The 13,206-nt window shown below is 45.8% G+C and carries 8 protein-coding genes; 2 read left to right on the top strand and 6 right to left on the bottom strand.

The features are described from left to right. Nucleotides 1–16: 16 nt before the first annotated feature. Nucleotides 17–1,126: a glycosyltransferase family protein gene (locus tag BUA17_RS04190; RefSeq protein WP_072732699.1), complete on the bottom strand. Its 1,110-nt coding sequence runs from the start codon at nucleotides 1,124–1,126 to the stop codon at nucleotides 17–19. A 222-nt stretch (nucleotides 1,127–1,348) separates the two neighbouring features. Between BUA17_RS04190 and BUA17_RS04185 the strand changes: the two genes are divergently transcribed. Next, entirely contained in the window at nucleotides 1,349–1,747 is a 399-nt protein-coding gene (locus BUA17_RS04185) for a hypothetical protein (protein ID WP_063563594.1), read from the top strand. Between the two features lie 78 nt (nucleotides 1,748–1,825). Here BUA17_RS04185 and BUA17_RS04180 read toward each other — a convergent pair whose 3' ends face one another. The 5 genes from BUA17_RS04180 to BUA17_RS04160 all read right to left on the bottom strand — a co-directional run bounded on the left by BUA17_RS04180 (nucleotide 1,826) and on the right by BUA17_RS04160 (nucleotide 7,947). Next, nucleotides 1,826–3,175 carry a glycoside hydrolase family 30 protein gene (locus BUA17_RS04180; protein WP_072732698.1) on the bottom strand — a complete coding sequence of 450 codons (1,350 nt, stop codon included), beginning with the start codon at nucleotides 3,173–3,175 and terminating at the stop codon, nucleotides 1,826–1,828. Between the two features lie 22 nt (nucleotides 3,176–3,197). Beyond that, on the bottom strand, nucleotides 3,198–4,841 hold the full coding sequence (locus tag BUA17_RS04175) for a type 2 periplasmic-binding domain-containing protein (RefSeq protein WP_072732697.1): 1,644 nt from the start codon (nucleotides 4,839–4,841) through the stop codon (nucleotides 3,198–3,200). A 70-nt stretch (nucleotides 4,842–4,911) separates the two neighbouring features. Further along, nucleotides 4,912–5,799, bottom strand: coding sequence for a carbohydrate ABC transporter permease (locus BUA17_RS04170; RefSeq protein WP_063563591.1), 888 nt, complete (start codon nucleotides 5,797–5,799; stop codon nucleotides 4,912–4,914). A gap of 15 nt (nucleotides 5,800–5,814) precedes the next feature. Further along, the gene (locus BUA17_RS04165; RefSeq protein ID WP_052016450.1) at nucleotides 5,815–6,726 is read right to left on the bottom strand and encodes an ABC transporter permease; all 912 of its coding nucleotides are present in this window, start codon (nucleotides 6,724–6,726) and stop codon (nucleotides 5,815–5,817) included. 198 nt (nucleotides 6,727–6,924) lie between these two features. Next, nucleotides 6,925–7,947, bottom strand: a complete 1,023-nt coding sequence (locus BUA17_RS04160) for a LacI family DNA-binding transcriptional regulator (RefSeq protein WP_063563590.1) — start codon at nucleotides 7,945–7,947, stop codon at nucleotides 6,925–6,927. Between the two features lie 181 nt (nucleotides 7,948–8,128). On the opposite strand from BUA17_RS04160, the gene BUA17_RS04155 reads away from it, so the two are divergent. Then, entirely contained in the window at nucleotides 8,129–13,204 is a 5,076-nt protein-coding gene (locus BUA17_RS04155; protein WP_072732696.1) for a DUF11 domain-containing protein, read from the top strand. Nucleotides 13,205–13,206 lie beyond the last annotated feature (2 nt).

Genomic DNA, 13,206 nt, shown 5'->3' with positions numbered 1-13,206 from the left:
CAATTAACAGACATATTCATTGGAAAATAATATCCATAAGTTGCAAACTTTTATGAAGATAGGATTGATTGTACTTTATATAAGAAAGTGCCTGGGAGGCAGCCAGTCTTCGTTGATCCACATGGTCCCAATAATGTTCAAGCTTCTGTATGAGTTCTTCAAATGTTGCATAGCGTTGGAAATCATCCGTGTTCGCGGGACCGCTTGAGGAAGCCAAAATAAGTTGAAATGTACCGCACGCAGCTACTTCCATGATACGTCTAGCGGATGAGTTGTCCTGAACAACAAGTTTGGCGCCGTTGTATAACTTTTCCCGAATCTCCTGATGTTGCACGGGCACAAATGCACCGAACCTCTCCCACCCCTGTCCTTCAACTCGCACTCTTTTATCCGATAACCACGCGTGAGTGGCAAGATCAAATAGGCAGCTATCAGGGTGTGCATCCCCAATGATATAAACATCGGATTCATATTCTCTTCCCACCACCTGTGGACAGAACAGTGTGGGGTTCGGTGGAAAAGGTATTTCATGACATGAGATATTCCCCATATGCCGATCGGAGGGAATGTGGGTCGAATGCTGTGTAAACACATAATCAAAAAAAGGGATGATCGATTCCATCTGTTTTACATCCGACTGGTCCGACAACCATATCGCCTTTTTGGCAGAGGAAATCCTCAACGCTTCCAAATTCTGATTCGACAAAGCATCTTCTCCATCCAGTACCAGAATCAAATCCAAATCCTGCCCTGTCGTATGATCTGCAACGGACTGAATCGTTTTGATTTCATTGACATGTTGAACCAAATGCCTCAAGCTCTGTTCAATCAAAATAGAGTTCGCAGAGCCTGCTCGTTCCATAGCAGGAGTAATCAGTAGGACCTTCAGCTGTTTATAATGAACACGGGGAGAATCCAAAACTTTCCCACTGTCTTTACTTTCCATTCTCTGTTCCTTGCCGTCCTGAATCATTTTCATAAGATACTGCTGCAAATCCGATTGCTGTACAACCAGATGATGCCGGATTGATTTGAGTTTTCGGTTCAATGTAGCGTTCATTTGTCTGAGGTATACCTGATTGGGATGCTGGACAGGACTTCGATTCTTTTGGGACTTGGCTGGCATACGCCTCCTTTTTTTGATGACCATACCCTCCAATCACGAAACGGATTAACTCTCATTGCCTACAATATGCATCTGCCTTTGGCTAGGTTTCTATCGCCTCATTTTTAGGTGTTTAACTACTCAAAGATGGGCTTCACCCGTGTCTTTAAATGTGCCACAACCCCGTGTCCATCCCGTTCTTGTCCTCATAAAATATATCAAACCAGATAGGAGTTGATATGATTGCCAACGTTCGATAGCATTCTTGTCACGGGAAATCAGACCATTAATCAGGATTTGCAGGTAAATGGTAATGAAACGATTGGATTGGACCTGCAGGTGAACGGAGACCAGACGGTTGCTGGCAGCTTGCAGATTAATGATAGCTCCTCTATTACAAATAATCTGGGTGTCGGTGGGGTTATCGAGGCGGGAGACAGTGTAAAAGCAACGACGCAGCTAATGGCCATGAATCAGCCCTCTCTTCCAGTTACCTTGCCACTCATCCAGCAACTGTTATATTATAATCCCGGTATACTGAATCAGCCGGGTTTAGTGTTAACAGGCACTAGTGGGAATAAATATGTTCTGTTTATTGATGAGAGCGGAGGAACACCAAATCTAGCGATCCAAAGAGTATAGACTCACTGGATGCAATATAAAAAGGCGATACTCAGAGTTAATTCTCTGAGTATCGCCTTTTCTTTCATTACAACATTATTACCCTTGGTTAATCAAAATGGACAAAGCACTTTTGGATTCGAGTTGGAAACTTAACAATTCTTCTTCTCTTAGCTGAACCTGCACATTTCCTGTTTCTTCTCCGTCATTGAAAAGCACGAGAGCAATCGAACCATCCGTATTTTTGAAGGCTACGGAACGAATGGATGCCTCATTGGAGGACGAGTCAATGCGTACGGCTTTGGGACGAATCAATGCACTGAAATGAGCCAGAGCATAATAATCCAGTGTATAGGTAAGCTCTTTCGTTTGCTGGTTAACCTTCACAATGCCGCGGCACGTACTTTTCCCGAAGCCAGGAACGGTAGGACCGTTGTTCTCATCCAGTGCCATATTCCAGAGCACAAAAGATTTGCTGTAATTGCGAAGAATCTCAATACCCGTTCTGATCACATTGGAGAAAGCTTGTTCGAATGGAGGGATCCATTCTCCTCCTGATCCTTCGGTGAAGTGTACCTCTTTACCGGCAACAGCTTCATACACCTTTGTTTGTGCCGAGGCTTCGCCCCCATACCAGTGCCAAGCGACTCCATCTACCTCTTCTGCCGCCTCATCAAGTACTGTCAGCGGGTAATCCGGACGATCCCAGTTGTGATCATAACAGAGGATTTTGGACTGAATGTCATTTCTGACCAAAGCCGGCTTGAGATGATTTTTGATAAAGTCTGCTTGCGCTTCAGCTGGCATCAACATGCCTGGATAATGACCTGGTTCATAAAGTGCTTCATTCTGTGGTGTTACTGCATGGATAGGCAATCCATGTGATGTGTAGGCTCGGATATATTTCACAAAGTATTCTGCATACGCCGGATACCACTCATTTTTCAGTTGACCTGTAATCATCGAGCCGCTTGTTTTCATCCAGCCCGGAGCGCTCCAAGGTGAAGCGAATAGCTTCAGCTCAGGATTGAGCTCCAAAGCCTTTTGAGTCAAAGGAATAACATCCGCTTCATCATGTGCAATGCTGAACCCGGATAATTCCGGGTCCGTTTGATTTTCTGGCAGATCATTATAGCTGTATACCGTTCTGGCATAGTCTGAAGCGCCCATCGGATTGCGGATGACCGACAATCCAATGCCTTCCTCGGGATGGAACAACCGAGTCATGACTTCCGCTCTCTGCTCATCGCTTAATACCTGGTTAATCAGATAGGCAGATGAGTCGGTAAAAGAAGCCCCAAAACCATCCATTTCCTGATACGTTTGCTGATCATCCAGAAGGATAGTCGTTGTTTCCTTGGCGGAGTCCTGCGATTTCAATTGATCCTGGGACACAGATACAAACAATGCATCTTCTCCCGTGGATTTGTACATTTTGAATTTCGTCATATGCTTTCCCTCCACATTCCTCTTATTGGATACCCAATTTCTCTTTATTCTGTTTCATTTTCTCACTACGGACCTTCAGGATATCATCCCAACGGTTTTCACCTAAAAATGACTTGTAAGCGGCGAGCGCATTGTCAAAAGAGGCATCATCTTTGGCACGTACCATGCTTACCAGGGTTGAATTCCACTTGGCGTTGATCGCCGACAACGCACGTGCTTCAGGTGTTCCTTGATTCGGACTAATATTCTCCAGAATGAAGTGTGGTTTCAGTTTGCCTTTGCCCCACTCTTGCATTTGTTTAATCGCTTCCGGGAAAGCATCTGCACTCAGTGCTTTGTAACGGTCATGGCCAAAGAACATGAATTCGCCCATCCGGTATTCCTTCTTGAATTTGTCCGCATTATGAAGTTGCAGGTCTTTCACAGCTGGCATCAACTCAACCGTACCATCTGCATTCTTTTTATACGTCTCGCCTTCAATACCATAGTTCATCAGAAGCTGACCTTCTTCACTTAGCAGGTACGTAAAGATTTGAATCGCTTTGGCTGGATCTTTGGCGTCCTTGGAGATGAAGTTGATCATCCAGCCTGTAATACCGGATTGATTAAGTGTCGGTGCATTACCTTTGGTGCTTTGTGGTCCATCAACGGCAACATACTCTTTGCCTTCATTGGCACTCAGATAAATTTGCAGATTTCCTCCCTGTTGAGGTGTACCATCCAGCAGCATCGTTGCATATTTTCCGGATTTCACTTTTTCCTCAAAGGCCGTACCATCATCAGCAAAGCTGTCATCACTGATATTTCCGTCTCTGTATACCTTATTTAAAGTCTTCAGCCATGTAAGATAATCTTCATCCTGATTGCGATCATAGAATTCTCCATTTGCAGTTTCAAGCGGCACGCCAATGAAGTCTTGCAACACGTCTCCGAGTGAACCTGTTCCTTCACCGATAGAGTTAAAACCAAATGGAATCAGCGTTGGGAACTTTTCCTTGATCTGTTTCATCACACTTTCGAATTCCTCTGGTGTTCCCATGACAGGACTTCCCAAAGCTTCGTATACATCTTTACGGATGATAAATGCCGTTTTGGCTGGGATGTTGCCGCTATCATAATCGGCTTGCGTATTGGAGTAGTTTGGATAGCCATACGTCTTGCCATCAGCCTGCTGGAACCAGTTCAGGGTATCGGCAGCTGCGACTTTGTTGAAGTATGGATCATATTTCTCCGCAAGATCATTCAGCGGCATAGCCCAGGTTGCGGCTTTTTGCACCACAGGAGAGTTAGAGTCAAATACTGTCAGCAGGTCAGGCATATCTCCACCGGCAAAGAACGTATTTAACTTCGTGTCATCACCTGTAATGAATTTGATATTGATGTTCAGATCTTCCTTGATCTTTTTGGTTACAATGTCTTTGCCGAAATCCGTGTTCCACCAGTCGGCATTAACGTACCAAGTTAGGTCTGTAGCTTCTTCCTTTTTATCCAGCTGCCAAGCTGGTTTTTCCGGATCGACTGTATAGCGATCTTCAATGGAAACCCAGTTCCCTTCGCTCGAACCCCCTGATCCACTACTGCAGCCTGTAATCATGATCACCGCTGTCAGCAAAGCCGCGCACAGTTTAACTCCTTTTTTGCCTGCTGCCTTATTCATCTTGAACATATTGTTTCCTCCTTAAAGTTAGGTGAGAAATATTGAATAGAGCGAACTTTCGAACAAGCTTAGATTCCTCTTACTCCTTGACTGCTCCCAGCATCATACCCGAGATAAAGTATCTTTGAAGGATAGGATAGATCAGTATGATCGGCAGAGTAGTAATAACAATGGTAGCCAGTTGCACCCCTTTAGTCGTTGTTTCAATGACTGCCGAGCCGCCCACATTTTGCATGGATTGCGTTTGGGACTGAACAATAATCTCGTACAGCATCATCTGCAGCGGATACAGCGACTGATCGGTAATGTACAACTTAGTTGTCATAAAGTCATTCCATTGCCCTACTCCATTGAACAATGCAATAGTTGCCATCGCTGGCATGGACAGCGGGATGAAGATTTTGAGGAAAATATGCCAGTCTCCTGCACCATCGATTTTGGCTGACTCCTCCAGGGAATCCGGTACATTCCGGAAGAAATTCATCAGAATGACGACATCATAGAAGCTGAACAATGCCGGAATAATGTACACCCAGAAGCTGTTGAGCAGGCCAAGTGATTTGATCAATAAGTACGTTGGGATCATTCCGCCAGAGAAGAACATCGTGATAACTCCCATGGCTACGTACAGTTTACGGCCACGTATGTGCTTTTTGCTCAGACCGTAACCGACCATGGCACAGAAGAATACGTGTGTAACGACTCCGATTGTTGTTTTGGAAACGGAGATGAAGAACGCTTGCCAGATGTTCGAATCGTTGAATACGGCTCTATAATTCTCCAGCGAGAACTCCGGTGACCAGAAGATGAACCCGCCTTCCGCCAAAGCCTTGCCCGAGCTAAAAGAAGAGATAATGACATTCCAGAGCGGAACCACAATAACGACAGTACAAATAGCGAGTAAAATAATATTTAAGGTATCAAAGATCCGACTATCGAGATCTTCTTTAGCCACCTTTCCATTCACACGGGATGCCTCCTTCTACAGCACAGATTGATTATCGTTTAATTTGCTTGTAATTTTGTTCGCGGTGACCAACAGAATAACGGACACGATCGAGACGCCCAGACCAACCGCGGTAGCATACGAAAAGTCACCCTGTGACATCCCCATACGATATACATACGAATTGATAACTTCTGCCTTGTCACGGTTTTGCGAGTTCATCAGAACGAGCGTCTGGTCCAGATTGGAACCAAGTAAACCGCTTACAGTAAGAATCAGATTAAGGCTAATGATTGACTTCATGTTAGGCAATGTGATATTCCAAATTTGTCTGAGACGGCTTGCACCATCAATTTTGGCTGCCTCGTAATACGTAGGATCAATCTTGGACATAATCGCCAAATACAGAATCGTTCCCCAGCCGGCCTCTTTCCAAATATCGGATAAAACTGCAATCCACCAATACTTGCCTGCATCCAGCAAAATGTTCTGCGGTTGCGAGATCACTCCCAAGCTGAGTAGCAGCTGATTAAACAATCCCGTTGTTGAAAACCAGGTGATCAGCATGCCGCCCAATACAATCCAGGACAGAAAGTGAGGTAGATATGAAATCGTTTGCACGAACTTTTTGAAACGTCCGCTGTTTAATTCATAGATCATGATCGCCAGGATAATGGGAATGACAAACCCGATACCCAATTTCAAAAAGCTGATCCCCAGCGTATTCACTACGGCATCCCAGAAGTATTTGTCTGACATAATGATTCTGAAATTTTCCAAACCGACCCATGGTGCGCTAGACAGCGTATCAATAACGGTGTAATTTTTGAATGCAATCGTCAATCCGTATATCGGAATGTAACAAAAAATAATCATAAAAATGATGCCGGGTATAATCATCGATTGAATTTCCCATTGTCTTCGATAATCGATGACGAACTCTTTCATTCTTTGTCCGATTGGCTTCCTTCCCCCCGGTCTTACAGGCTTTTTACCGGTTGACGACGTCTCTACGGCTAATTTACTCACGCTCTTTTTCTCCCCTCCAACTTAAGCATTTCCTCATAAAAACGTTTTTATTTTATGACAAAAAAACCCCCTATTATCAAATCTATAATTAAAAAAGACCGGAAGTGATTGAATCAGTTATGTTAAAAAATCACTCCGGTCCATCTTCACATGACTTGAGCCCCGTATGATAAGTTCACCCGCCAGTTTTTGTGAAACCCCATGTTCCTTCTTCTTGATCATGCGAACCAGGTGATTGATCGCCAGGATACCCTGCCTTGCAATCTGGTTTCGTACGGTACTTAATGGCGGGGAAAAATATTGGGCAATATCAATATCATCGAAGCCTACTACACTTACATCTTGAGGAACCTCGAAGCCATGAGACTTCAACGCATGGATGCAGCCGATTGCACTCACATCATTTCCTGCAAGAAAAGCATCAGGCAGCTTGGCAGGATGCAGATGAAGAAAAGATTTTACAGCACTGTAGGTGCCCTCTTCCTCAAAATATCCCTGTAAGATGTAATCATCATCCAACGGAAGCTGGTACTCACGCAAAGCGGCCAAATATCCATCTCTACGCTGATTACTGTCAAACATGGTGTCCACGCCGGATATGTAAGCAATTTTCTTGTGCCCCAGTCCAATTAAATACTTGGTTGCTTCGTAACCCGCTACATAAGAGTCAAATATGACGCTTCCCATAGTATCGCTCTGATAGACCCGATCCAGAAACACAGCCTTAATCTTGTCTTTCTCCATAGCGACAATATCCTGCTCATCAATCCGCAGTTCTTCGTAGATGATAACGCCATCCACACGCCGTCCCAGAATATTACTCATAATGACCTGCTTATCCTTGGTCACAAACACATTCAGCCCGTAGCCCAGACGATCGCATTCGCGAGACATGGATTCAACCAGCTTATAAAAGTATGGACCCGACACACTTGTGGTGAAAAAGCCCAGCATTTTGGTTTGCCCGGATTTTAGCAGCTTGCCGTTCAAGTTGGGAACGTAGTTTAAACGCTCTGCCACCTTCAGGACATGTGATTTGGTCTCTGGGTTTAAGACATCCACGCCGTTCAAGGCGTTGGAAACCGTAGAAATGGATACCCCGGCTTCCCTTGCAACATCTTTAATTGTAATCTTTCCCATAATTTTTTGGTCCTTTGCTATAAAAACGTTTTTATATATTTTAAATTAGCATAAAACCGTTTTCAATACAACACTTATTCACTGATTTTTTTTGCTACTCATTTATTTACGATTTTTGGCATGGTACAAGATACTACGAAAGTATACGTGTAGAGACTAACTATGCGGAAGGAAGATGATAATGGCCTTTATTGAAAGGTATGCGATAAATGAAAATGGTGCAGTGACTTTCACAGGCAATACGCTTGGACTTAGCCGCTCTGAAACTGTTGGTGTTCCCGGGACAGTTGACAGCATCGGGGCTTATATTACGACGGATACCACACAGCAGTTTGGAACATATCCACCAGGAACAACGAATCTTTTTCAGAACAACAGCTCCTCTGCTGTACTACAAATCCCCGCAGGCAGCAGCATCCTGTATGCCGAATTAATCTGGGGGGGTACATACATTGACAATACGGAGAACAATTCCGCCTTTATCAATGATGCTGTACAGTTTACAACTCCAGCAAGTCAGACCAGTGTTTTTCCGGACCCGGCAACCAGTTTTGAAGTCATCTTGTCCACCGCTTCCGGATTCCCCACAACCTATGCCTATGTTCGTTCTGCAAACGTTACAAGTCTAATCTCTGCTGGAGGAGCAGGAACCTATACGACCAGTGGAGTAGTTGGAACACTGTCCATACCCGATCCGACCTCCAACCATGCGGGCTGGACACTTGCGGTAGTGTACCAAAATGCTGCCTTGCCTTTGAGAAACATGTCCATTCGAGTGAATGCCGATGTCATTCTTTCCACTTCGGGTCCTGTCAACATGATTATTGATGGATTTGCCACACCATTCATGGGTCCACTGGCAGGTCGGGCACAATTCAGTACACAGGAGGGTGATGCGAACAAGACCGGGGATCAGGCTCGTTTTGGACCGACCATTGCCACTGTGACGAATCTGTCAGGTCCGAACAACTTCTCCGACAACTTCTTCGCTTCACAGATCAATGATGATGCCGGAAACCTCGATACCTCTGGTACGTTCGGGACAAGGAATCAGATCAATGGAACCCCTGGTACAAACATCGTTGGTGGTCGTCAAGGCTGGGATATTACGAACGTGGACGTCGGATTTACATTGCTCAATACACAGACTCAAGCTGCCTTCCAGCTTACAACGAATGGAGACGGCTATCTTGTTGACGGCAACGGATTACAGATCGATATCAACCTCCCTGCCCTTAATGCCGTCAAAAGTGCCAACGTAACTGATGCTGTCGTCGGAGATACGGTAACATATACCATTATCATCTCTAATACTTCATTGGTTAATGCAACGAACGTTATGTTCTTTGACAACATTCCTGCAGGAAGCTCCTTCGTAACGAATAGCATCACACTCAATGGGGTTTCACTGCCGGGTACAGATCCGGTAACCGGATTTCCGATTGGAGATCTCAACTCGGGAACCTCCGCTACCGTGACCTTCCAGGTATTGGTCACATCCGTACCTGTACCGGCTCAGTTGTTTAACCAAGCCAGAGTCGGTTATACTGCCCCTACCGTACCCGATGGTCCGATTATTAATACTGCGGTTACCTCCAATGCAGTGGTGGTTCCCATCTATGAACCCAATGTGGCTATTGTCAAAAGCGCAGACACAACCAATGCTCTTGTCGGAGATACAGTTACCTACACGTTGGTCGTAACCAATACGGGAAATATTGATGCCACAACAACCGTCCTAGACAATATACCAGACGGTTCCGTCTTTGTACCGGGCAGCGTAACCGTCAATGGTGTTTCTCAACCAGCTTCTGACCCTGTTGCAGGAATACCTATTGGTCCGGTTGCACCCAACGCAACCTCTACAGTCACTTTCCAGGTAAGTGTTGTTAGTCAGCCAGCTGGATTGCAATTGGTCAATCAGGGAACAGCCTCCTATACCTTTCAGCCACCAGATGGCCGTGTAATTCCCGGATCTGTTACATCTAACACGGTTGTCATCCCTGTCTCGCTACCTATGTTGAGTGTTGTGAAATCAACTGCTGCTACAGATGCAGTGGTTGGTGATACCGTTACCTATTCCTTTACAGTTACCAATCAGGATGCCAGCAGCATTACCAACGCTGTACTGACCGATAACATTCCAACGGGTTCCTCGTTTCTAACTGGAAGTGTCACGTTAAATGGTGTACCCCAGCCTACAGCAGATCCTGTTTCTGGTATCTCTGTCGGTACTCTCTTGCCTGGTGCATCAGCCACAGTCACTTTCAGTGTTCAGGTAAATACCCTGCCCTCACCACCTCAACTAACAGATCAGGCCCAGGTGAGCTTCGACAGCGGTACCTTTAGCGGAGTTTCCTTTTCCAATATGGTCATCATTCCTGTGTTCCAGGCCATTATAGCCGTTGCTAAGGCTGCTACACCTACGTTTGCTGTAGTCGGGGAAGCCGTGACCTTTCAGTTTACCGTGACCAATTCAGGAAATATTGGCGCAACAACCACATTAACGGACATCATTCCGCCAGATGCCACCTTTGTTGCCGGAAGTGTACTCGTAAATAGCCTTCCGGTCCCTCTTGCCGATCCGAATGCCGGCATTTCTCTAGGCCTCGTACCGACAGGTAGCTCGACCCTGGTCAGTTTTCAAGTCGTAATTACATCATTACCGGCTTCGTTTCAGATTGTTAACCAAGGTAATGCCAGCTTCACCTTCACTCCACCGGACGGCCGCATTATACCTGGCAGCAGCAGTTCCAATCTAGTCGTTATTCCCATTTCGGCAGACAATCTGACCGTAGTCAAAACAGCAAGTGAGCTCCAAGCCGTTATTGGGGATATTGTCACATACACGCTAGTTGTTCAGAATAATGATCCGGTTGACGCAACCAATGTCAGTCTCACAGACCCTATTCCTGTTGCTTCTGTTCTGGTTCCGGACAGCGTAACGGTGAACGGTGCATCTCTCCCAGGAGTCGATCCTAGCACAGGGGTCCCTATCGGAACAATTCCAGCCAACGGCTCTGCAACTGTCACGTTCCAGGTCAGTGTGGTCGGAACAGCTCCGCCGGTTCCTTTTCCCCTGTTTCTGGTTGACCAGGCCACCGTTACGTTTACAACCGGAGAATTCACTGGAACGGCCTTATCCAATATCGTCAATGTCCGGGTGTTTGAACCCGTCATTGCGCTGGTAAAATCAGCTGTCCCATCGACTGCTGTTGTGGGTGATATTATTGCGTATACCGTTTTGGTGTCCAATGAAGGTAACTATAACGCTGACGTTATCCTGGTTGACCCATTACCGGCAGGAGAGGCTTTTGTACCGAATAGTGTGCTGATCAGTGGTAACCGTTGGAGCAGTGCCAACCCAATAACCGGAATTAACTTGGGAACGATCCAGCCCAATTTTCCGGTGACGGTTACTTTTCTAGCCACAGTGACATCCGTGCCAACTCCACCCGAGCTTGTCAATCAGGCTACTGGAGATTACACCTATACTCTTCCTGACGGGCGGATCATTCCGGGTTCATCCTTGTCCAATACGGTGACGGTTCCCGTGTCCGAACCGGGGGTTCTGTCCCTTGCCAAATCAGCTGACGTTACCGCCGCGGCCCCAGGAGATATTATTACGTATACGCTGCTCGTTCAGAATCCTACAGAATTGCTGGCAACATCCGTCTTTCTTACGGACCCGATTCCGGCTGGGTCAAGTTTTGTGCCTGACAGCCTCACCCTGAATGGTGTAGCTCAACCTGGGGTTAATCCCTCCACAGGCGTAAGTATCGGCACTATAGGTGCAGGCAGCTCCACGACAGTGACGTTCCAGGTCAACGTCAATGCACTTACACCGCAGCCTGTGACCCAGACGTTAACCAATCAGGGCACCGTTACCTTTGCCATAAACGGAGTAAGTGGAAGTTCGCCGTCCAATGTCGTTTCCATTCCTGTCTATAATCCTGTCATTACCATTCTTAAATCCGGTACCCCCGATGCCGTAGATCTTGGAAATACCGTGTTCTATCAGCTTGTTGTTCAAAATACAGGCAATATTGCAGCCGATGTAACCGTTATTGATCCAATTCCACCTGAATCATTCTTTATCCCTGGATCTTTAACCGTAAACGGAATGGAAATAAGCGATAATCCGGTTAGTGGTATTCCATTGGGGGAAGTGGCACCAGGTGAAACATTCACGATTAACTTTCAGGTAAATATTCTGTCATTCCCATCGAATAATCAGGTTGTGAACACAGCGATAGTCAATTATAATTTCACTCTTCCTGATGGCAATGTCATTTCCAATTCTGTGGAGTCCGATTCAGTCACTACTTTTATCAGCGATCCTCTTCTGGAAATTGTCAAATCTGCTTTGCCGAGTCAGGTCGTCCCGGGAGAAACGATTACGTTCTCCTTCCTGCTGACGAATGGTAACAATGTCCCGTTTAGTGCCATTATATTTACGGATCGAATCCCTGAAGCAACTACTTTTGTTAATAACAGTGTTACGATCAGAGATGTGAGTGTACCCGGAGTCAATCCGATTAATGGATTTGAGGTAGATAATATCGCACCCTTATCCGCGATTCCTATCACCTTCCAAGTCATTGTGAATCAAGGAATTACATTGGCTCAGATCACCAATCAGGCCAGTGTTTCCTATACATTGGGCGAGGTTTCATTTAACGTTCTGTCCAATGTCGTTCTCATGCAGGTGATTTTCCCAGTTCCGCCAGTACCACCCGGGCCTCCTGAGCATCCAACGCCGCCGTTACCACCTGTTAATCCGACTACACCAACAACGCCTGGTTCTTCACAACCGTCCACCCCATCCGTTCCTTCCATACCAATCTCAGCACCTGTGATTCCTGTCCAGAAGACGGCAAGCAAAAGCATTGTTGAGGTAGGAGAAAGCGTTGATTATGTGGTCCTCATTCAGAATACGAGTGCATTTGCAGCCAAAAATCTGGTTCTCACGGATCAACTGCAATCTGGCGTTAATTTGGTTTCTGGTAGTGTCACAATACAGGGTATTGCTCAACATAATTGTAGTTTGGCGAGTGGAATCTCCTTGGGTGATCTGCTGCCAGGAACATCGGTGGAGGTTGGATACACAGCCATAATCAAACATCAGCCATCCAACGGAAAGGTCATGAATCAGGCTACAGTCTCCCTTTCCTTTGTTCTTCCAGACGGCAGTTTAATTCCCATTACGCTGGCTTCCAACAAGGTTATCGTCACTGTTGTTGAGGCCGAAGAGTAAAA

Origin of the sequence: Paenibacillus sp. ov031, from assembly GCF_900143165.1 — a bacterium.
GTDB classification, from domain to species: Bacteria; Bacillota; Bacilli; order Paenibacillales; family Paenibacillaceae; genus Paenibacillus; species Paenibacillus marchantiae.
Note: the sequence above shows the minus strand (reverse complement) of the source record. Positions and strands in the feature narration are given on the sequence as shown.